The 20,628-nt window shown below is 56.6% G+C and carries 19 protein-coding genes and 1 pseudogene; 5 read left to right on the forward strand and 15 right to left on the reverse strand.

What is annotated here, in order from left to right; translation table 11 throughout:
• Positions 1-20 precede the first annotated feature (20 nt).
• From CLV44_RS03085 to recQ, 5 genes are all read right to left on the reverse strand, one after another.
• Positions 21-2,015, reverse strand: a complete 1,995-nt coding sequence (locus tag CLV44_RS03085; RefSeq protein ID WP_106590646.1) for a methyl-accepting chemotaxis protein — start codon at positions 2,013-2,015, stop codon at positions 21-23.
• A gap of 180 nt (positions 2,016-2,195) precedes the next feature.
• The gene (locus CLV44_RS03090) at positions 2,196-2,777 is read right to left on the reverse strand and encodes a PhnA domain-containing protein (protein ID WP_106590647.1); all 582 of its coding nucleotides are present in this window, start codon (positions 2,775-2,777) and stop codon (positions 2,196-2,198) included.
• 94 nt (positions 2,778-2,871) lie between these two features.
• Entirely contained in the window at positions 2,872-3,666 is a 795-nt protein-coding gene (locus CLV44_RS03095) for a hypothetical protein (protein WP_106590648.1), read from the reverse strand.
• 6 nt (positions 3,667-3,672) lie between these two features.
• Complete coding sequence (locus CLV44_RS03100) at positions 3,673-4,098, reverse strand: YqaA family protein (RefSeq protein WP_106590649.1); 426 nt, start codon at positions 4,096-4,098, stop codon at positions 3,673-3,675.
• The gene (recQ, locus tag CLV44_RS03105) at positions 4,095-6,233 is read right to left on the reverse strand and encodes a DNA helicase RecQ (RefSeq protein ID WP_106590730.1); all 2,139 of its coding nucleotides are present in this window, start codon (positions 6,231-6,233) and stop codon (positions 4,095-4,097) included. Before recQ ends, CLV44_RS03100 begins: the two co-directional genes overlap by 4 nt.
• Positions 6,234-6,340: 107 nt before the next feature.
• Between recQ and CLV44_RS03110 the strand changes: the two genes are divergently transcribed.
• Complete coding sequence (locus tag CLV44_RS03110; protein ID WP_106590650.1) at positions 6,341-6,919, forward strand: YecA/YgfB family protein; 579 nt, start codon at positions 6,341-6,343, stop codon at positions 6,917-6,919.
• A gap of 48 nt (positions 6,920-6,967) precedes the next feature.
• On the opposite strand, the gene CLV44_RS03115 is transcribed toward CLV44_RS03110, so the two are convergent.
• From CLV44_RS03115 to CLV44_RS03130, 4 genes are all read right to left on the reverse strand, one after another.
• Entirely contained in the window at positions 6,968-7,432 is a 465-nt protein-coding gene (locus CLV44_RS03115; protein ID WP_106590651.1) for an outer membrane lipoprotein, read from the reverse strand.
• A 10-nt stretch (positions 7,433-7,442) separates the two neighbouring features.
• Positions 7,443-8,558, reverse strand: a complete 1,116-nt coding sequence (locus tag CLV44_RS03120) for a phospholipase D-like domain-containing protein (protein WP_106590652.1) — start codon at positions 8,556-8,558, stop codon at positions 7,443-7,445.
• A 15-nt stretch (positions 8,559-8,573) separates the two neighbouring features.
• The gene (locus tag CLV44_RS03125) at positions 8,574-10,367 is read right to left on the reverse strand and encodes an ABC transporter ATP-binding protein (RefSeq protein WP_106590653.1); all 1,794 of its coding nucleotides are present in this window, start codon (positions 10,365-10,367) and stop codon (positions 8,574-8,576) included.
• Positions 10,368-10,499: 132 nt separating this feature from the next.
• Positions 10,500-10,745 (reverse strand): HP1242/YdcH family protein, encoded by a 246-nt coding sequence (locus CLV44_RS03130; protein ID WP_106590654.1) that lies wholly within the window; start codon positions 10,743-10,745, stop codon positions 10,500-10,502.
• Here CLV44_RS03130 and CLV44_RS17610 point away from each other — a divergent pair.
• Both CLV44_RS17610 and aroA read left to right on the forward strand, forming a co-directional pair.
• Positions 10,744-11,391: a methylated-DNA--[protein]-cysteine S-methyltransferase gene (locus CLV44_RS17610; protein ID WP_281257808.1), complete on the forward strand. Its 648-nt coding sequence runs from the start codon at positions 10,744-10,746 to the stop codon at positions 11,389-11,391. The two genes, CLV44_RS03130 and CLV44_RS17610, sit on opposite strands and share 2 nt — an antisense overlap.
• Before the next feature lie 72 nt (positions 11,392-11,463).
• A complete protein-coding gene (gene aroA / locus CLV44_RS03140) occupies positions 11,464-12,744 on the forward strand; it encodes a 3-phosphoshikimate 1-carboxyvinyltransferase (RefSeq protein WP_106590655.1) in 1,281 nt (426 codons plus the stop codon).
• 65 nt (positions 12,745-12,809) lie between these two features.
• Here aroA and CLV44_RS03145 read toward each other — a convergent pair whose 3' ends face one another.
• The 3 genes and pseudogenes from CLV44_RS03145 to CLV44_RS03155 all read right to left on the reverse strand — a co-directional run bounded on the left by CLV44_RS03145 (position 12,810) and on the right by CLV44_RS03155 (position 15,649).
• Positions 12,810-13,355: a YaeQ family protein gene (locus tag CLV44_RS03145; protein ID WP_106590656.1), complete on the reverse strand. Its 546-nt coding sequence runs from the start codon at positions 13,353-13,355 to the stop codon at positions 12,810-12,812.
• 58 nt (positions 13,356-13,413) lie between these two features.
• A pseudogene (locus CLV44_RS17695) lies at positions 13,414-13,605 on the reverse strand (helix-turn-helix domain-containing protein); the annotation flags it as partial.
• A 112-nt stretch (positions 13,606-13,717) separates the two neighbouring features.
• Complete coding sequence (locus CLV44_RS03155) at positions 13,718-15,649, reverse strand: sensor histidine kinase (protein WP_106590658.1); 1,932 nt, start codon at positions 15,647-15,649, stop codon at positions 13,718-13,720.
• Positions 15,650-15,832: 183 nt separating this feature from the next.
• On the opposite strand from CLV44_RS03155, the gene CLV44_RS03160 reads away from it, so the two are divergent.
• Positions 15,833-17,173, forward strand: coding sequence for a magnesium transporter (locus CLV44_RS03160; protein WP_106590659.1), 1,341 nt, complete (start codon positions 15,833-15,835; stop codon positions 17,171-17,173).
• 16 nt (positions 17,174-17,189) lie between these two features.
• Here CLV44_RS03160 and CLV44_RS03165 read toward each other — a convergent pair whose 3' ends face one another.
• Positions 17,190-17,747 carry a DUF1285 domain-containing protein gene (locus CLV44_RS03165; RefSeq protein WP_106590660.1) on the reverse strand — a complete coding sequence of 186 codons (558 nt, stop codon included), beginning with the start codon at positions 17,745-17,747 and terminating at the stop codon, positions 17,190-17,192.
• Positions 17,748-17,882: 135 nt separating this feature from the next.
• Between CLV44_RS03165 and CLV44_RS03170 the strand changes: the two genes are divergently transcribed.
• Complete coding sequence (locus CLV44_RS03170) at positions 17,883-18,848, forward strand: methylenetetrahydrofolate reductase (RefSeq protein WP_106590661.1); 966 nt, start codon at positions 17,883-17,885, stop codon at positions 18,846-18,848.
• Positions 18,849-19,103: 255 nt separating this feature from the next.
• Here CLV44_RS03170 and CLV44_RS03175 read toward each other — a convergent pair whose 3' ends face one another.
• Positions 19,104-19,550 (reverse strand): REP-associated tyrosine transposase, encoded by a 447-nt coding sequence (locus CLV44_RS03175; RefSeq protein ID WP_106590662.1) that lies wholly within the window; start codon positions 19,548-19,550, stop codon positions 19,104-19,106.
• Positions 19,551-19,875: 325 nt separating this feature from the next.
• On the reverse strand, positions 19,876-20,604 hold the full coding sequence (locus CLV44_RS03180; RefSeq protein ID WP_106590663.1) for a retropepsin-like aspartic protease: 729 nt from the start codon (positions 20,602-20,604) through the stop codon (positions 19,876-19,878).
• Positions 20,605-20,628 lie beyond the last annotated feature (24 nt).

A 20,628-nucleotide genomic window follows, 5' to 3' on the forward strand; every position in this document is an offset into this window, starting at 1 on the left:
GTCGGGCGCACCTGAAACGGTTAACGCGTCAGCTGGCTCTGCACCCGGTCTTCAAGTGCTGTCAGCTTGGCAACGATATCTGTCGAGATAACCGATACCCGGTCATAACAGGCTTCCGCCTTGTCTTGTTCCCGCGCCGCCTTGTGTTTAATAGCTTCCTTCACCAGTGCATGCAACTGCTCATGTGGTGTCTCGATGCTGCTGAATTCCGACAGACGGCCATAGTTCTGCTTGCCTTCCGCGTAGTACCACTTGCCAAAAGCACAATCAAAATGTGATACCGCTTCCTTCTCGCTCAACGTCGACTGACCATCCAGAAAACTGCGCAAGCGCGTTTTCCATGACAGGTGTGCCGTTTTGGCGGTACTGAGGTCGATGCCTTCATTACTGGTTTCAAAGCGTGCCACTTCCTGCATCAATTCCTCAATGTATCCACTGATGCCCTGAGTCGCCGCAACCGATTGCTGCGAGTACACCGCCGTCCGTCTGGACTCGTCGGCAATACCGGTAATATGGCGATCCATGTCCTGAGCCACCTGGCTTTGCTCTTCAGATGCGGTCGCGATCTGGGTATTCATGTCGGAGATGACACCAACAGCATCAACAATACGCAGGATGACGCTGCGTGCTTCCTCGGCATTGGCAACACTTTCCTCGGCCAGCTGCTGACTGGTGCCGATGGAGCGTACGGCCGAGGTCGATTGTTGCTGCAGGCGCTCCACGATACGGGCGATGCTCTCCGCTGATTGTCGGGTTCGTTGCGCCAGTGTTCGCACTTCATCGGCGACCACGGCAAAACCACGGCCCTGATCACCGGCACGTGCAGCTTCAATTGCGGCATTCAAGGCCAGCAGATTGGTCTGGTCGGCCACGGCGGTGATCACATCCAGAATCTGGCTGACCTCTTCACTGTCTTTCGCCAGTTGATGCACCACACTCCCAGACTCACGCACCTGGTCGGCAACGGCACCAATCTGGTCACTGACTTCGGCCACCAGTTGCTGACCGCCCTTGGCGGAATCATTGGCCGACTCGGCAGCAACAGCGGCATTGGCCGCACTTTGCGCCACTTCCTGTACGGTAGCGGCCATCTCGGCAACAGCAGCCGCCACCATTTCGATCTGGGCCTGCTGCGTAGACACACCACGGTCGGTGTCATTCAGGTCGGAATTGACCTGAGCGATGCCGGTACTGATACGGCTGGACGTTTGGGTGACCTTGTGCAGCAATTCCCCCACTTCCTTGATGATGCCGTTATACGCGGTGTAGTTTTGTCCGATTTCGTTCTCGGGGTTATCGATTTCAATCGGAACCGAGAAATTCCCCTTGGCCAGCACCCGCAGGTGGTCACGCAGGTTCTTGATCTGATTAAACATCACGGTCAGGCCGAACATGCGCCCCATGACCAGCAGCACCAACACCAGCAACGTGACACCCAACGCCAGATTCAGCAGCCATTTCTGCTCGGTCAGCGCCCGTTGTTCCATCAGGCCAACCGCCTGATTCATCGACTTGAGCACATCCAGAGACTGCTGCTGCAGCCGCGCCAGTTGCGCGGGATCGGCATCGGATTGCTGAGCCTGCAGGACGGTTTGTTTGTAGCTCTGCCACAACGTACCGACCTGCTCCAGCTGAGCACGAATGGCGGCATCAGTGCGGGCCTTGATACCCATGCTGTCATCACCATTCAACAATGCCCGATGCGCCTGTTCAAAGCTGCGAATCGTCGCTTGCGATACATTCGCGTCGAGTACACCATGTTGCTGCAACAGGGTCTCTTTGGCCAAACGCTGGCTAAGCATCCGCTGCTTACCAGCAACATTGATCGCGGTCGCATCACTGCTGTCCGCCAGCCACACGGAAGCACCGATCACGGCTGTCAGAATGAAAATAAGAACATAGGAGAACATGAACTGCGCATCCAGCGAACGCAGCCCAACCTGCTCCAGCAGCCGTTCCAATGCGTTGCCAATGCGAAAACGTATAGACGCACGGTCCATCGAATACTTGAACATGAGGCATCCTGATCAGTTGAAGTAAGCACAATGTGTATGTAATTGGGAGCATAATGCCAGCGCTCCCTGAAAGCCATACTTCTTATGGGGTTTGCTGCTGCAGGATGAGGTTTGAATACGCAGGGGAACAGGGACGGGATACCCGGCCGGGCAGCGATCCCCGGCCGGTGAACAATCGGCTTACTTCTGTTTTTTCACGAACTGGGTCAGGATCACGATCTGCTGCCCTTCGACACGCCCTTCAATCTGCTCCGGGTTGTCCAGTACCAGTGAAATATTGCGCACAGCCGTGCCGCGCTTAGCCGTCAGACTGGAGCCCTTGACGTTAAGATCCTTGATCAGAGTGACTGTATCGCCCGCTTCCAACACAACGCCGTTGCTGTCCAGATGGCGCACAACTTCGTCATCAGCCAAATGATCCCCGGTCGCCTGTGCCCAACTCAGGGTCTCGTCGTCCAGGTACATCATGTCCAGCAGGTCCTGCGGCCAGCCTTCGCCGCGCAGACGGTTGAGCATACGCCAGGCCAGCACCTGTACCGCAGGCACCTGGCTCCACATGCTGTCATTCAGGCAGCGCCAGTGATTGGGGTCAACCTGGTCCGGGTTGTCGATCTGAGTTCGGCAATTGCCACACAGCAGAACCGACTGATCAACGCTGTCATCCGCTGACGGCGGTACCGGGAACACCGCCAGATCGTCGGTCGCGCCACAGAGTTCACATTTTGATTCGCTGCGGGTATGCAGAGCCTGTTCGATAGTCATGATCGACCCTCCTTAGAATGAAGCCGCGCATTATGCCAGAACCCTCGGTCTTTTTGTGGCCTTTTCCGATAGGCAGAGTCACCAGACCTTGAACTCAGGCGTCAGGCGGAACCGCCAGCCAGTTGATTTCGATGGCGGTCGCCGCACCAATCACCACATGATCCAGCCCCGGAGGCAACAGCGCCCAAGCCGGACTGATCTGCACCCGTCCCCCCATAATTTCGGCACGGGTCTGTGGATACAGCGGGATTCGGGTTGGCTCGGCAAAGCCGTCGGGCCACAGCGGCTGGTTGGTCGCACGATCATATTTGTCACTGGCACCCAGCGTATGCAGAAATTCATGCACGGCAATCAGGTTATTCTGTCCCTGATAGTCGACACCGGCATAGCCGTTGACCAGGCCGATCTGACCGCGCTGCAGCCCCAGTGAATGCGTCGGCATCGCCACCGGACTGTTCGGCAAGTGGTAATTCATGAAGATACGAGCATCGGCGTCACCACTGTAGCGATCATGACGCCAGACCCAGATACGCATTTTCAGCGACCACCAGACCGCATCCACGATACTGGGATCATCCGGTACCTGAGGCGGTACGGCATCTACCTGCGGGGCCAGATGGACGACGACCGGTTGCTCCAATGCCATGCGATAGCGGGCGGCCTCGCGACGGAAAAAGGCCTCGATATCGGTAAAGTGCTCCGGTTGCAGCTGCTCAATATACGCCTGCGTCAGCGCTTGCCCGTCGGCGTTGACCGGATAGATCGCCAGCTGCACAGGCTGCTGCCACCAGACTTCATTGGCACGACCAAACCAGCGATTCGCCAATAGCAGGATCAGAATGATCAGCAGCAGAAATTGAATGGTTCTGAGTAGAATAAGCCTGGTCATGCCGCCTCAACCGAAGACACCGATCACTACAGCATAGCGCAGTGCCTTGCCCAGCGTAATTGCCACCAGGCTGGCCATAAACCCCAGCCGCAGCCATCCGGCCATCAGACATAAAGGATCACCGATCAGTGGCAACCAGGCCAGCAAAAGCCCTGCCGGGCCATACCGTTCGAGCCAGCGTTTGGCGCGCTGATGTTGCGGTTTATCCAACGCCTGCAACGGATAGCGCCGCGCCAGCCAATAACCCAGTCCCCAGGTCAGCACACTGCCCAGCACATTACCGGCCGTAGCACTGAGCCACAGCAGCCACAAAGGGTGCGACGCCTGCGCCACCAGCCAGGCGAGTAATGCTTCTGAGCCACCGGGCAGCAGTGTGGACGAGATCAACGCGCTGAAAAACAGCCCCACCGGCCCCTGCAGCAGCGTACTCACATATCCATTCCCTGACGGATACAGCGCAGCAAGCCGTACTCGTAGCGACCGGACAACGTTTCATGCACCGACTTGAGTGAGTCGCCAAACTGCTGGCGACAGAAATGGATGGTTTTCTCGATCTCTTCACGCTCGGCGGCCGGCAACTCAACCACCTCGTCCACGCTGATCTGCCCCTGCCCGATCGCCTGTGCCAGATGACCATAGATCACATTGGCCGACAGGCGTTGTTGACGGCCCACTTGTTCCACACTCATGCCGGAACGGTAAAGCAGGACGGTCTGCTCGGCCTGATCACTGACATCAGCGGCTGCGGTGGTGTCATGTTCGGCAATCAGGTCCAGGAACGGCTGGCCATACTGCTCCAGCTTGCGTTCGCCGACACCGCTGAGACGACGCAGCTGTTCGGCGGTCAACGGCCGGTACAACACCATTTCCATCAACGTGGCATCGTGGAAGATGACATAGGGAGGTACATCCTGATCCTGCGCCAGCTGTTTGCGCAGGGCTCTGAGCGCTTCCCACAGGCGGTTTTCATCCGCATCCAGACGCTGCTGTGCGGCCGAGTTACGGCTCTTGCCGGCACTGCCACCGCCCTTGGACTGCGGACGCTGGTCACGACGCAGCTGCAGGGTCTCCTCCCCCTTGAGCAACGGTCGGCAGCGTTCACTCAGATGCAACACACCAAACCCCTGAGGGTCGACGCTGAGGTAACCGCGTGCAACCAGCTGGCGGAATACCGAACGCCACTGCTGGGCATCCAGATCCTTGCCGATGCCCCAGGTAGACAGTTGCTCATGGCCGCGCTCGCGGGTCTTGTCATTGGACTGCCCACGCAGAATGTCGATGACGTAATTGACCCCGTACTGCTGGCCGCTGCGGTACACCGTCGACAACGCCTTGCGTGCTGCATCGGTCCCGTCCCATACCGGTACCGGTTCCAGGCAGGTATCACAATTGCCACAGGGCGCATGCTCGGGCTCGCCGAAGTACTCCAGCAAGGCCTGACGGCGACAACTGGTGATTTCACACAACCCCAGCATCGCTTCCAGCTTCTGCCGCTCGATCTGTTTCTGCGCGTCTTCCGCTTGCGACCCTTCCAGCATCTGCCGCAGAAAGATCACATCCTGCAGGCCATATACCATCCAGGCATCAGCCGCCTGACCATCACGACCGGCACGGCCGGTTTCCTGATAATAGGCTTCAATGGAGCGCGGCAGGTCCAGGTGGGCCACGAAGCGCACGTTGGGCTTGTCGATCCCCATGCCGAACGCCACCGTCGCCACCATGATGATCGACTCTTCGGTCAGGAAACGGTGTTGATGATGCGTACGTAAAGCTGAATCCAGACCGGCATGGTAGGGCAAGGCATTAAAGCCGCGTTCGCACAGCCAGGCCGCCGTCTCTTCCACCCGTTTGCGTGACAGGCAGTACACTACGCCAACATCCTGCGCGTGTTCTTCACGGATAAAGCGCAACAGCTGCTCGCGTGCACGGTTCTTCTGGCCGATGCGGTAGCGGATATTGGGCCGATCGAAGCCGCATATAAATGCACGGGCATCAACCAGCTCCAGCCGATCAAGAATCTCCTGCCGGGTGCGTTCATCCGCCGTTGCGGTCAGGGCGATACGGGGCACACCGGGGTACAGGTGGCGCAACTGGTTGAGCTGCATGTACTCGGGCCGGAAATCATGCCCCCACTGGGATACGCAATGGGCCTCATCAATGGCGAACAGCGCCAGCTTGCACTGGTTCAACAGCTGCTGAGTACGAGGCTGCTGCAATCGCTCAGGCGCCACATACAGCAGATCCAGCTCGCCAGCCCGCAGGCGACGTTCAGTGTCCTGCAGCTCATCCAGCGTCAGCGATGAGTTCAGACAACCGGCACGAATGCCCAGCTGCGACAGTGCGCTAACCTGATCCTGCATCAAGGCGATCAGCGGCGATACCACAATGCCGCAGCCTTCACGCACCAGTGCGGGCAGCTGATAACAGAGCGATTTGCCACCGCCGGTCGGCATCACCACCAGCGCATCTTGCCCGCCGATAAGGGTGGCCACAACCTCGTCTTGAGGATAGCGGAAGGACTCGAAGCCGAATACATCGGCCAGTATTTGTCGGGCGTGTTCAATCATGCGCGCATTATCCGTGATCGCCCGCATGAAGTCATCCTGCAACCATATCCCTTACCTGCGCTTCGGGGTAGAATCATGGCTGCCATTTTGTTGCGGATACACTGACCATGACTATGAATATTGCCCTGATCACTGAAGACGAACTGGATCGCCTGGAAGAGTTTCTGTTCTCGCCGGCGGTTTCTGATGAAGCCCTGGACCTGATCGGTGCCCATGGTTTCATGTGCGCCCTGAACATCAGCCCCAAGCCGGTTGCTGAAGCCGAGTGGCTGGAGCAGTTGTTTGATGGCGAGCCCAAGTGGGCATCTGACACCGAGAAGAACGAGATCCTTGAGCTGCTGCGCAAGCTTTACCGCACTATCGGTAACGATCTCTACAACGATCAGGAAATCCTGCTGCCCTGCGAGCTGAGCCTGGAGCCGGAAGAAGACGAAGAGCTCACCGAACTGACCACCTGGTCACAGTCATTCATGGAAGGCGTATTCCTGAATGAGGAAGACTGGTTCGGCCAGGATGAAGAAACCGTTGCCGGCCTGCTGTTGCCGATCATGGTTGCCTCTGACCTGTTCGAAGATGAAGACGTACGCGAAATCAGCCAGGACCGCTCCCTGCGTGAAGAGATGTGCGTACAGATCCCGGAAGTACTGGTCGATCTGTACCTGCATTTCCACGCACCGGAAAAGTAATTACCGTGATCCGCAACCGGCCGGGCATCTGCCCGGCCATCCGCGTCATCAGTACGTGACTTTCAGTGAACTGCCCTGCCCCAACATCCGGATACGATCACCCGGATTGAAGAACTGACCGTTTTCCACTTCCTGTACCACCGAGACAATCCGTCCCGAATCCAGCCGCACGGTAATTTCCTGGCCCTGACGCTGCGTAGTCGCCTGCTCGACACGTTGACCGATCAAACCGCCGGCGACTGCACCCACCACCGTCGCCAGTGTACGGCCACTGCCGCCACCGATCTGGTTACCGGCGATGCCGCCCACGATCGCACCGGTGCCGCTACCGACCACACCATCGGCACGCCCTTCGATTCTGACCGCCGTTACCGATTCTACCGTGCCATACTGAACGCTCTGCGCCTGCCCGACCTGGCTGCGGCTGTAACTGGTACCGTACAGCCCTTGTTGCGCACAACCACCCAACACTGTTGCCGCCGACAGCACCACGGCTACCATTACTTTTTTCATAAGGCTCTCTCTACTTGATCTTCAACACCAATTGACTGAGCAACGCCCAGACCAGCTCCTTCAGTTTGCGATACCAGGGCCGTTTTGACCACTCGGAGGCGGTAATCTCGGTGCATTGCTCCAGATCCGCACGGATCAGCTGTTCGACCTGCGCGGTCAACGCCGGTTCCACCACCTCGACATTGGCCTCCAGATTCCAGCGCAGGTTCCAGTGATCCAGATTGCAGGAACCCAATGATACCCAGGTATCCACCAAACCAACCTTGGCATGCAGAAAGCGCGGCTCATATTCATAGATGCGCACCCCGGCCTTGAGCAAGCGACGGTAGTAACGCTTGGACGCATGATAGACCCAAAACTGATCGGTATACGGCCCTGCAACCATCACCCGCACATCCACACCGCGTTCGGCGGCCTTACGCAATGCCGAGCGGATCGAAAACGAGGGCATGAAGTAGGCCGTGGCCAGCCACACCCGCTCGCGGGCGGCGTTGACATGGTTAAGAAATGCCACCTTGATATCCTGCTGATAAAGCCCCTGGACGGTGGTCACCTTCATCAATGCAGGACCCTGATCGGGCCGTGCAGAAGGCGCAGGCAGTGATTTCCCGGTGCAGCGAAACCAGAGTTGCTGATACAGGCTCACCAGGTCAGCCACCACCGGCCCTTCGATACGGCACATCACCTCATGCCACGGACACCCGGGGCGTTCCGACAACCAATACTCATCCGCCAAACCAGCCCCGCCAATGAAGGCAATGCGCTCATCCACTACCATCAACTTGCGATGGTCACGGGCGAAATTGCGGGTCAGCTTGTTCAGCTGCAGCGGGTTGTAAATCACCAGCCGGATACCGGCGGCCTGCAGACGCTGACGGTCCGCACGACTCAAGCCGCGTCCGCCAAAGCCATCGATGATCAGGCGCACAATGACGCCCCGCCGCGCAGCGTCGGTCAGTGCATGAATGAAACGATCCGTGATCTTGCCGGAGATGGCCAGGTAAAACTCCAACAGCAGGGACGATTCGGCCTGCTCAATCGCAGCCAGCATGGCCGGAAAGAACTGTTCGCCGTCCACCATCAGTTGGATCTGGTTACCGCCACGCCAATTGAAACGCTGTCGCATACCGAAGCCTATTCCCTACATCTGCCGCTGCCCGTAAAGCCGCGCATACAGGCCCTGCTGGTCCAGCAATTCGTCATGACTGCCCTGTTCGATCACCTGGCCATCTTCAAACACATACACCCGATCCGCCTGTTTCACGGCACTGAGACGGTGCGCCACGATCACTGTGGTACGCCCGCGCAGGAACTCGGACATGGCGCGATGCAACGCAAACTCGGTTTCGGTATCCAGCGCAGAGGTCGCCTCATCCAGAATGACCACTGCTGGGTCCGACAACACCATGCGCGCAATGGCCAGACGCTGACGCTGACCACCGGACAAGCGCACGCCCTGACGCCCGACCCGCGTTTCCAGACCCAACTCCAGCGCCGCCACAAACGGCTTCAACTGGGCCACCTCCAGTGCATTCCAGAGCTGCTGATCGCTGAATGACCGCCCCATGGTCAGGTTATCGCGCACCGTGCCGTTAAACAGCGCCGGCTGCTGCAATACCGTGGCCACATGCTCACGCACACGTTCCAGACCAATGCGCTGCACCGGTACGCCATCAAAACAGATCTCCCCCTGCTCCACCGGATAAAGCCCCAACAGCACTTGCACCAACGTCGATTTGCCACCGCCGCTGGCCCCAACCAGTGCCACTTTTTGCCCGGCGGGAATCTCCAGCGAAATGCCGCGCAACACCTCTTGCCCCTGCGCATAGCTGAAGTGCAGGTTACGCAGGCTGATACCGACGGTTTTGCGGCCCGCAAACGGATCTTGCAGTTGTGGATAGCGCGGCTCGGGGCGCAGCGCCAGCAAATGATTCACCCGCTCCAGCGCAGCTTTGGCACCAAACCAGGCATACTGCATGCCCAGTATTTCCTGCACTGGCCCCATCATGAACCAGAGATAGCCGAATACCGCCATCATTTGCCCCACCGACAGATCAGAAAAAACCACCATCAACATGGCAACGGCACGGAACACATCAACACCGATCATGAATAGCATGAAGCTGAACCGGTTGGCCGCGTCGGAGCGCCATTCAAAACTGGTCGAATGGTCACGTACATCTCGGGCACGGTCGGTCAGTTGCTTGAGGTAGTGTTGCTCACGATTGGCAGCCCGGATCTGCTGAATCGCATCCAGCGTTTCGGCCAATGCCGACTGAAACAACTCATACGCGGAATTCTCACGCGCCTTCAAATGCTTGACCCGCTTCCCAACGGCCATGGTGAGCCAAATCACGAACGGGTTCAGGAACAGAATGAACAGCGCCAGCTGCCAGTGCATCCAGATCAATATGACCGCCGTGCCGATGATCGATAGTACCGCCACCAGAAAGCGGCTGACCGAACTGCCGACAAAACGGTCGACCGTATCCAGATCGGTAACAAAATGGGACGCCACACTGCCGCTCCCCAGCGTCTCATACTCGGCCATGGAGATGCGCTGTAGACGCTCCAGCAGCCCGGCACGGATACGATAGATAATGTCCTTGGAAATGATGGTGAACTGGCGTGCCTGCAGCACGTTCAAGCCGATGGAGAACAGCCGCAACAGGATGGTCAGTACCAGCACCGCGCCGATATACAGCTGCGGTCCTCGCCAGGTTTCCGGCAGTACTGCGTTAACCGCCTCTACCAGAATACCGGGCTGTTGTAACAGCACCTCATCTACCAGCAGTGGCATCAATAACGGTAACGGCACGCTCAACGTGGCCGCACCGATCGCGATCAGGTTGGCCAGTATCAATTCACGCTTGTGCTCAAGCGCAATATTGAAAATATACCGCCAGGTATAACGAGATGGGTTGGATAGGGACACCCGAAGCTCCTTGCAACAGACAACATCACAGGTTTTACGCAGAAACTCGCCTGCCTGATGTTAAATGTACGCCAGCCCCGAATATAAAAACACCCGCAAACGCGGGTGTCGTGTCACGCAAGATGCCGTTGATCAGTTACCGGCGTCCTTGAGCATGGCATACAGCTGATCCTTGAGCTGCAGCCGCTTCAACTTGTGCTCTTCCTCGGTGCGCGTCGAAACCGGCTCAACTTCCGATTCCATACGCTCGACGTCCTTGGTGACCATGTGATATTCATCGAACAGGCGAGCAAAATGGCTGTTTTCCATTTTCAAAGTATGGATCTGCTCGCGGTATTCCGGCAGTTCGTGGACCAGGTCGTGATGTTCGATTGTCATGTACGATGCCTTCCTGCAGTTGTTGTCGTTGTGTACATTCACTATCCTTCAGCTATCGACTGGCGTCATTGATCCGCATCAAGAGGGGTTCCATCACGCCGCACTACGGGAGGCAGAATTGATTTATACCCATGTCATGCTCAACACACCGGTCGGGCCATTGACCTTGCAAGCGGATGCTCAAGGTTTGTGCCGGGTCGACTTCGGACTGCGTGCCCGTATTGAATGCTGCACCCCGACCCATCCGGTTTTACACGCGGCGGAAACACAGCTGAACGCTTACTTTCGCGGCGAGCGCACCACCTTCGACCTGCCGCTGGCCCCTGTCGGCACAGCCTTTCAAGGCGAAGTCTGGGATGCGCTGCAGGCGATACCCTATGGCCAGGTACGCAGTTACGGCGACATTGCCGATAGCGTCGGCCGACCCAAGGCCTCCCGCGCGGTCGGCATGGCCAATAACCGCAACCCGATCTCCATCATTATTCCCTGTCACCGAGTCGTTGGCAGCAACGGTGCATTGACCGGATACGGAGGCGGCCTGATCACCAAGATTCTGCTCCTGGAGCTGGAACATGTCGCCCTCGTACCCGCCACGCAGCCGGAGCAGTACCGTGTACAGATGCGCAAGCGTGGCAATACACCTTAGGAGACTCGACCTCGGCGTCGAATAACGGTAGCTTATGCACCCCACCCCCTGCGTAGAGTGAAGCTGCCACCGATGGATACCCTGACCCTGCAGCCGCTGGCCCACGCCAACGGCGAAGTTCAGATTCCGGGCTCCAAGAGCCTGTCCAACCGAATCCTGTTACTTGCGGCTCTGGCCCAAGGTACCACCCGGATCACCAACCTGCTTGATAGCGACGACGTGCGCCACATGCTCAACGCACTGCAGGCGCTGGGCGTACACTACACGCTGGCCGATGATCGCCGCAGCTGCGAACTGGAAGGGCTTGGGCGTACCTTTACCTGTAATGAGGCGGTCGAGCTGTTTCTGGGCAACGCCGGCACCGCCATGCGCCCACTCTGTGCAGCCCTTTGCGCCAGCACCGGTGAATTTACCCTGACCGGTGAACCGCGCATGTATGAACGTCCCATTGCTGATCTGGTGGATGCTCTGTTGCCGCTGGGCGCTGACATCGATTACCTCGGCGAGCCCGGCTACCCGCCCATGCGCATTCAAGCCAACGGTTTGCACGGCGGCGAAGTCAGCATCAAGGGCAATATTTCCAGCCAATTCCTGACCGCCCTGTTGATGGCGGCACCGCTGGCCAGTAGTGACCTGACCATCAACGTAGACGGCGAACTGGTCTCCAAGCCTTATATCGACATCACCCTGCATACCATGGCGCTGTTCGGTGTTGAAGTTGAGAACCACAACTACCAGCGCTTCGTCGTCAGGGCTGGGCAAGTGTACCGCTCACCGGGCGAAGTAATGGTTGAGGGGGATGCATCTTCGGCGTCTTACTTCCTGGCTGCAGCGGCCATCGCCGGTGGTACCGTTCGCGTCTACGGCGTTGGTGCCGACAGCGTACAGGGCGACAAGGCCTTTGCCGAAGTATTGGGCAAGATGGGCGCAAACGTCAGCTATGGCCCGACCTGGATCGAGGTAACCAGGGGTGAGCTGAACGGTGTGGATCTGGACCTGAATGCGATCCCGGACGCGGCGATGACGATTGCCACCACAGCGCTGTTTGCCAAAGGGCCAACAGCCATTCGAAACGTATATAACTGGCGGGTCAAGGAAACCGATCGCCTCAGCGCAATGGCAACCGAACTGCGCAAGGTCGGGGCTGACGTGGTAGAAGGGGAAGATTTCATCGAGATCACACCGCCGGCACAGGTGCAGAGCGCTGCGATTGATACCTATGACGACCACCGCATGGCGATGTGTTTTTCCTTGGCGGCTTTCGGTGGTGCGCCGATCACGATTAATGATCCAGGCTGCACACGCAAGACCTTCCCGGAATATTTCAAACTGTTTGCGCACATCACTCGCTAACAGGCGCACGACCGCTTCAGTCCCGCTCACGTCAGCGTGGCTGAAGCACATCCTTCAATGGCGCGTTATTCCGGCCAGATCTGTACACCTTCAACGCTAACCGTTTCATTGGCATTGCTGACCCACACCTGGCCATCTTCAATGGTGACCTGCAGGTGCATGCCCCGTTCGACCAGCGCAGCCAATGCCTGACTTTGCTGAGCCGGTATCCGAATCACTTCAAGATTATCGAAACGGTGTACATTACCCTTGATGCCATCCCACCAGGGCGTGACTGCCTGGTCAGAGCCGTAGGCCAATACCAACACCTGGCTTGAACGGTTGCAGGCCTTGCGGATACGTTTGTCGCTGGGCAGGCCCACTTCGATCCAGAGTTCAACCTCTCCGGAATAGCTTTTGCGCCACAAATCCGGCTCATCATCAACACACAGCCCACGGGTGAACTCCAAGCGCTCATCGGCGCGCAGCATGAATGCCAGCAACCGCATCATCAACCGCTCTTCGGTTTCAGACGGGTGTTGCGCCAATGTGTGGGTATAGTCGGCGTAATGATGCCGATCCATATCCGCCAGCTGCAAGTGGACCCTGCAGACCGTTGCGTTCTGTGCCATCAAATCTGTCCGTTTTTATATCGTTAATCGTGGGGACAGAATCATCGCACCATTGGGGTCAGACTGCCAGCTCAATAGACTCGCTGAATACGTAGCCCCGCCCACGCACAGCTTTGATGGGCGAAGCACTACACCCCTCACGTATTTTTTTGCGCAGTCGACTCATAATCTGTTCCAGCCGCCGGTCATCATACACACGATAGTCTTCACCCAGCCCTTCCACCAGCCGTGCGCGTGAGACATGTTGAGGATGATGCTGTGCCGAAACCTTCTATCTGGAAACCTTCAGCTCGCAACAGAAAGCAGGCATCATCACTTAGGTCTGTATTATCTTTCAATAAGGCAATACGGTGCTGATACAGCTATATAACCTCCCTGCTCAAGCGACAGCTAAATACTGTCCCCTCTCGTCCGGTTTCGAGATTTATCTCACCCTGATAACGGTCCAGCATTTCTTTAACCACAAACAGCCCCAATCCCAAACCGGGAACTGACTCTTGCTCACTGGCCCTGAAATGACGTTCATATATATGCTCAAGCGCATATTCGCTGATCCCGTGCCCCTGGTCCCTGACGGAAAAGACAAGATGCTGTTTTTCCGGCTTTACAATCACAGCCACCGGACGCTCGGCAGGGCTGTATTTAAGCGCATTATCGATCAGATTCCGCACAATAACACTAAGTAAAGGCGCGGGCAGTCGAGTACGGAATAAAAGCGTCTCATCCACACCCTCAAATTCAAGCCGCTGCTGGCTCAACTCGGGAAACTCTACCACTACACTCTTAATGAGTGCCGCGATATCGTATTCATGCAGCAAAGTGCCTTCTGCCGCATCGATCTCATGACGCCCGCGCACCAGGCTCATCTGCAACAGTTGGTCAATACGGGCAACGGCCGCACGAATACGCTGATAGCGTCGCTCTCGCTGCTCACGCGCCCCAGGATCTTGCTCCAGCAAAACCAGAGACTGACTCGATGCATCAATGACTGCCAGAGGGGTTCTGACTTCGTGTGAGAACATCGCCATAAATGTTTCATGCGCTTGGCGCTGCGTGCGCTCAAGTTCCATTTTACGCACTGACATTTCTGTATTTCGATGAGCTTCAAGCAAAGACTTCTCTGATTTGCGTACCGAGAACATGATAATGAAATGCAAACAAAGCTGAAATGAAAGAATCATCACTGGAGCAATATAACTGGTGATTGCGGTAACACCAAGATAACCGCTGACGTACAGCGAATTGATAGAGCAGAAAATACCAAATGCAAAAAAACCACTGGCACGAAAACGTTGTTCGGCATTAAAGTCACGCCAATAAAAAAGCAGAATCAGTGATACGACCAACGGATAAACAATGACAAAGTTATTAATATGATACATGCCATCAATATATTCATCCCAATAAGTTAACAGTATGCCAGTCAGACTATGGCTAACACCAATAACGAACAGAATATCGATCCAACGGCGACCACGAAACGGAAAGGACAACATACGGTAGAAGAAAATAAACGCCAACATACCGGAGACTAATACTCCGTAGCGCATCCATATATTCTGATCAGCGGCCGAAAGGGCTGGGTAAAGCGTACGCAACGTACTGGTTGACAACAGAATAGTCACCATCAACGCAAACTCATAGGCGACGAAATAGAGAAACAGGCTGCGTTTAAGCCAGATTCCATTAATAAAGTTGATGATCAGAACCGTTAATACGATACCGATTAAGACCCCTTCCGAAAATACGCGGGTATCCAAATGGGTCACCAGCCGTTCTCCGGGAACCAACCGAACCAATAACGCTGACGTGCTGGTTGTGCTGAGCCGCATGAACACATCGATGCGGCCTTCCGGCAACTCCGATCTCACCACATGAAGACGGTTGTGCGCCGCATCACCTGAGTGCTCAACCTGGTCCCCCGTTGCCAACTGCTGAACCGGCCGACCAGCTTGCACCACGTAAATATCAACCTGGTCGAGATAGGAGGGACTGATGGAAAATGCCCAATCTGCGCTAATCTCGGGAGGGCGCTCCAACTCGGCATGCACCCAAAATGCCGAATGCGTATACCCTTCCCCGACCCCATGTGGAATCGGCTTGAACTCCCCGGCGCGAAAACGTTGCATTGCCTCTTCGAGACCAAGTTCGCCCTGAGGATCCTCAAGCAAGCTAAGCTGGCCATTGTCCAACGCTATGACCTGATTCCCAAGCGTAACCGGGGCAGCAAACGCGGGCGACAGGGTAAAGAGACCAAGACAGACGAGTAGCCATGTATAGATGCCCAGTCTCATATCAGAACAGCCTTGTCGCAATTAAAAGCCGGATTCTCGCACAAAAAGCGCCATAATGCGTGGCTCTGATGCAACAGCCAAGTGACGCATACCAAACAGAAGTAACAAAACTCTCTTCACCGACTTACACCAACTCCCACAGGCAGTTAACATGCAACCAAAGGAAACCGGCGGGACAGGAATATGAGCGAAGAGATCAGCCAACATATTGATCAGATGATCCGGCATGAAGATGACGATAACCGTAACCCGCTGCCGGAGCGGCTTGACGACCTGGAACCCGAACAGATCGCCCTGTTGCTGGAGTCATTGCCGCAGGATGTCCGTCGCCATGCATGGAATCAGGTATCGGTTGAACACTATGCCGAGGTGCTGGTGGCGATGCGCAGCGAGGCCCGCGAGAGCCTGCTGCGTCAATTCGATAGCGACACCCTTGACCAGCTCACCTCGGACCTTGATGCCGAAACCCTGATTGAACTGGCCGATTCTCTGCCGGATGAAATCGTCGACATTGCACTGGCCCGAATGGATGACCGCCAGCGTGGGCACTATGAACAAAGTGCCAGCTATGCCGAGGATCTTCTGGGCCGCTATGTTGACCATGAGCTGCTGATCCTGCCGCACAACAGCCGAGTACGTGATGCCGAGCGCCTACTGCGTCGCCAGGTACCGGACTACAGCGAACATGTCTGGTTGATTGACCGAACCGGCCGTTACACCGGTGCCGTGGCGATCAACCAGCTGTTTGGTGCCGCCTCACACCAGCCGCTGGCCGAACTGTACGATCAGGACCTGGAACCGCTGAATGCCGACCTGCCACTCAAGGACGCCTGTGACCGGTTTGAAACCGCCGCTGTTGCTGCCCTGCCGGTAGTGACCGCCGAAGATGGCCGCCTGCTGGGCCGCATGACTCAGCGTCTGGCCTTTGAAGTGGTACATGAGGGTTATGAAGCCCAACTGATGGCCAGCGCCGGTCTGGACGAAGATGAAGACCTGTTCGCGCCGGTCATGCGCAGCTCCAAGCGCCGCGCCACTTGGCTGGGCATCAACCTGCTGACGGCCTTTCTGGCGTCCTGGGCAATCGGTCTGTTTGAAGCCACGTTGCAACAGGTTGTGGCACTGGCTGTGCTGATGCCGGTGGTAGCGTCGATGGGCGGCATCGCCGGTAGCCAGACGCTGACCCTAATGATTCGCGGCCTGGCATTGGGACAGATCACCACCGCCAACATGATACCGCTGCTGAAAAAAGAGCTCAGCGTCGGTGGCCTCAATGGCGTACTCTGGGCCATCGTCGTCGGCATTGTTGCCTCCGTCTGGTTCGAAAGTGCCGCCATCGGCCTGGTCATCGGACTGGCGATTGTGATCAATATCGCCGCAGCGGCCCTCTCGGGTGTACTCATTCCGATTCTACTGGAACGGCTCAAGATCGACCCGGCACTCTCCGGCTCGGTCATCCTGACCACCGTCACCGACGTGGTCGGGTTCGTTGCCTTTCTGGGCCTGGGAACGCTGCTGCTGGTGTGAACCTGCTGCAGGCGCCTTACAACGTCCCCAGACTGAACGTCTCACCGGCACTCTCCACGACCAGTTCAGTGCCATGTGCGTGTTCAACCATGCGACCCAGCTCCACCAGCTGGTAGAACAGGTTACGAGCAATGCGCCCCTCCATGCCGAAGCGGATCATCAGATAAGGAGACGGTTCTCCGGTCGCGGCATCCTCTTCAACTCGGATCGGGTGCTCCGCATCGGCGCGCACTTGGTCACCGGTTGAGGTGGTAAACAATAGCTCCGGCCCCTGCTCGCCCACGGCATGCTCGACACTGACGACAAAGAACGGGGCATCGTCCACTTGAATCCCCACTTTTTCCACCGGCGTTTTCAGGAAGTAGCTCTCGCCCTCACGCCACAGAATACGGGAAAACATTTTCACCATCGCTTCACGACCAATCGGTGATCCTTGATAGAACCAGCGCCCGTCACGAGCAATGCGCATATCGATGTCGCCACAGAAGTCCGGATTCCATTGTGCCAACGGCGGAATACCGTCCTGCCCCTTGAGTTGCTGACCAATTGCTGCCGGATCGAATGTACTGCTCATTGCTTACTCCTTGAGCCATTGCGCACAACCATGAGTAGCTCTCACTGGCGCTAAAAAAGATTTCATCATGCTGATCAAATAAATGAATATAATTCAATCATAACAAAACACACACGAAGGACGACGGACATCATCATGAGCGAATCCCTGCAACAGAAATTTGCCGACCCTCATCGCAGCGTCTGCTTTGTCGGAACCACTCCGCCCAAGGCCAGCACCGAGGATATGCAGATGCAGGAGATTGCCGACCGCTTGCTGGCTCGCCTGGACACATTGGAGTATGACGGTTTGATCGTATACGACATTCAGGACGAAAGCAGCCGCATCGATACACCGCGCCCGTTCCCTTACATGGAAACCCGCGATCCGCGCGAATACTCGAAGCTGCTGAGCCAGAGTAGCCAGCGTCCGATCATCACCTACAAGAGCGTCGCTCAGCGTGATCGTGCCGACTTTGACCAGTGGCTGGAAGAGGCATGGAGCGATTACGACATTCGCAACCTGGTGTTGGTCGGTAGCCCTTCGTCTGAAGGCGACATCAAACTCTCGCTGAACGATGCCTATGCTGCACTCAAAGAGCACGACAAGCCGTTCCACCTCGGTGGCGTCACCATCGCTGAGCGCCATGCGGTGAAAGGCAACGAACACCAGCGCTTGATTAACAAGGTTGAAAACGGCTGCGAGTTCTTCGTTTCCCAGGCAGTATACAACGCCCAGGCGACCATCGATTTGCTGACCTCTTACGCCCGCAGCTGCCGTGAGATGGGCGTTACTCCCAAGCGGATCATCCTCACGTTTTCTCCGTGCGGCAGCGCCAAAACGCTGGAGTTCATGGAATGGCTGGGCATCTCGGTACCGGAAGCCACCCGCTACCGTATTCTGGATGCCGAAAAACCGCTGGCCGAATCGATCCGCATCTGCCAGAACAACCTGGAACAGATCCTGGACGCCTGCCTGCCGCTGGGCCTCCCGATCGGCCTCAATATCGAGAGCCTGACCAACCGCAAGGCCGAGATCGATGCCGCCATTCATCTGTACCAGTTACTGAAGGCAACCCTCGACCTGCGCCTGGCCGAGCGCCACTTGAACCAAGCCGGCTGATCCTCAACCCACCGCGCACCTCTGTAGGAGCTTGCTTGCAAGCGATTAGCCAATACTTTCGCCTGCAAGCGATGAACCGGTATTTTCGACTGCAGGCAGGCTCCTACAAAGCGATTAACAACCCTGCAAGCTCACACAACACCGCCCCCTGTTGGAGCTTGCTTGCAAGCGATTAGCCAATGCTTTCGCATGAAAGCGATGAACCAGCATTTTGCCTACAGGCAGGCTCCTACATGCCAATTATGTAGCGTCAGCTCATAACCAGACAGCATCCCAAAACGAATACTCCCTGACGGAGTTCACCAAACCAGCCCGTAGCGGGTTCGCCACTACATAACGTGCCATATCCACCAAGTCATCTTCCTTGCGCAACTGACGATCATGGAAGCCTTTTTGCCATACATCGATTGAGGTGCCCACCTGCTGACGAATACGTGAGGTCGTGCGGCTTTTAACTGCTTGAACTGTTGCAGAAAGATCAAGCTGATCGCCCAGCTGCATCAGCCAATGCAAATGATCCGGCATCACTACATACGCCAGCGTTTCGGCAGCATGATTCATCTCGTGCAATGAGTGAACAACAGCACGTGCCGCAGCGAAGTCATGGAAAATAGCGCGACGGTGCTTGCATACCGCGGTCACCAGATAAATCTGACCCGGCATCGAATAACGCCCAATACGTAAACGGTGAGAAGCATGCATAAAGCGTCCCTGCTTTCTGATATGCCAACAAACTGTCTCGCCTGCAAGCAGGCTCCTACAAACAATGAACCAACCTCTTCGCCTGCAGGCAGACCCCTACAAACGATGAACCAGCATTTTCGCCTGAAAGCAGGCTCCTACAAACGATAACCGATCCCTTCGTCTTCAGTCGCCCACTAGCGATCAACTTACACTTGCCGCCTGTAGGAGCTTGCTTGCAAGCGATTAATGACTTCTTCGCCTGCAGGCTACAAAGCGATTAACTTACCACCTCGCTTGCAGGCAGGCGCATCCCTTAGGATATCTGCTTGCAAGCGACCACCTTCTACTCTTCTGCCTTCGCCAGCAATTCCTGTTTGGTCCGCGCCAGCTCACGATAACGGTCGGCATGCCAGATCACGACTTTACGCTGCATGTCGATCTCATATTTAAGCTGACTCAGAATATCCATTCCAAGCAAGCCGTCGTAGCCAGGCGCGGCCGTTGGCTCAATGACCAGCAGTTCCGACTTGCCTTGATCCACCGGCCCGAACGAAAGACCGTCTACCGGGATCAGGCTGGTGGGAATACGCGCTCCACCGACCACCTGAGCAAAGCCGGCGGGCTTACCCACCGCACCCAGGCTGCGCACGGCGGACTGGTGCAGCACCGTCCGGCTGGCGCCGGTATCCACAATCAGGTTGACCGTTTTCGTCTTCCCCAGATATCGCAACGTAACCGGTACCTGCACACTGTTGCCATTAACATTGGCGCGCTGCTCCAGACTAGCCATTTCGGCTTCAATTGCAGCCACTTCGCCCCGGGCACCCTTTTGAGCGTCCAGCCGCTGTAAAGTTTGCTCACGGCGCATGCGCTCAGACGTGCTCAGTGTTGCTGATTCTTCCTTGAGCCGCTGGGTCTGGCTGCGGAACTGCGGCGGTATCTGACTTTGCCGATCCACATACACTTTGCGCCCACGATCATCAACATAGTGATAGATCTCCGCCGCCACCGGTGTAACCCACACCGGCTGGGTCAACAGCACCAGTCCCGCTATCAGACTTTTAACCTTCATCCCTGCATCCTCTATACCTAGCTT

The organism is Marinobacterium halophilum, from assembly GCF_003014615.1.
Classification (GTDB): Bacteria; Pseudomonadota; Gammaproteobacteria; order Pseudomonadales; family Balneatricaceae; genus Marinobacterium; species Marinobacterium halophilum.

Coding starts and splice junctions, on each gene's coding strand:
- CLV44_RS03180 (WP_106590663.1), bottom strand. CDS start 20,604: ATGAAGGTTAAAAGTCTGATAGCGGGACTGGTGCTGTTGACCCAGCCG.
- CLV44_RS03095 (WP_106590648.1), bottom strand. CDS start 3,666: ATGACCAGGCTTATTCTACTCAGAACCATTCAATTTCTGCTGCTGATC.
- CLV44_RS03155 (WP_106590658.1), bottom strand. CDS start 15,649: ATGAGACTGGGCATCTATACATGGCTACTCGTCTGTCTTGGTCTCTTT.
- CLV44_RS03175 (WP_106590662.1), bottom strand. CDS start 19,550: ATGCATGCTTCTCACCGTTTACGTATTGGGCGTTATTCGATGCCGGGT.
- CLV44_RS03145 (WP_106590656.1), bottom strand. CDS start 13,355: ATGGCACAGAACGCAACGGTCTGCAGGGTCCACTTGCAGCTGGCGGAT.
- aroA (WP_106590655.1), top strand. CDS start 11,464: ATGGATACCCTGACCCTGCAGCCGCTGGCCCACGCCAACGGCGAAGTT.
- CLV44_RS17610 (WP_281257808.1), top strand. CDS start 10,744: ATGTACGATGCCTTCCTGCAGTTGTTGTCGTTGTGTACATTCACTATC.
- CLV44_RS03110 (WP_106590650.1), top strand. CDS start 6,341: ATGACTATGAATATTGCCCTGATCACTGAAGACGAACTGGATCGCCTG.
- CLV44_RS03115 (WP_106590651.1), bottom strand. CDS start 7,432: ATGAAAAAAGTAATGGTAGCCGTGGTGCTGTCGGCGGCAACAGTGTTG.
- CLV44_RS03130 (WP_106590654.1), bottom strand. CDS start 10,745: ATGACAATCGAACATCACGACCTGGTCCACGAACTGCCGGAATACCGC.
- CLV44_RS03120 (WP_106590652.1), bottom strand. CDS start 8,558: ATGCGACAGCGTTTCAATTGGCGTGGCGGTAACCAGATCCAACTGATG.
- recQ (WP_106590730.1), bottom strand. CDS start 6,233: ATGATTGAACACGCCCGACAAATACTGGCCGATGTATTCGGCTTCGAG.
- CLV44_RS03170 (WP_106590661.1), top strand. CDS start 17,883: ATGAGCGAATCCCTGCAACAGAAATTTGCCGACCCTCATCGCAGCGTC.
- CLV44_RS03160 (WP_106590659.1), top strand. CDS start 15,833: ATGAGCGAAGAGATCAGCCAACATATTGATCAGATGATCCGGCATGAA.
- CLV44_RS03165 (WP_106590660.1), bottom strand. CDS start 17,747: ATGAGCAGTACATTCGATCCGGCAGCAATTGGTCAGCAACTCAAGGGG.
- CLV44_RS03085 (WP_106590646.1), bottom strand. CDS start 2,015: ATGTTCAAGTATTCGATGGACCGTGCGTCTATACGTTTTCGCATTGGC.
- CLV44_RS03090 (WP_106590647.1), bottom strand. CDS start 2,777: ATGACTATCGAACAGGCTCTGCATACCCGCAGCGAATCAAAATGTGAA.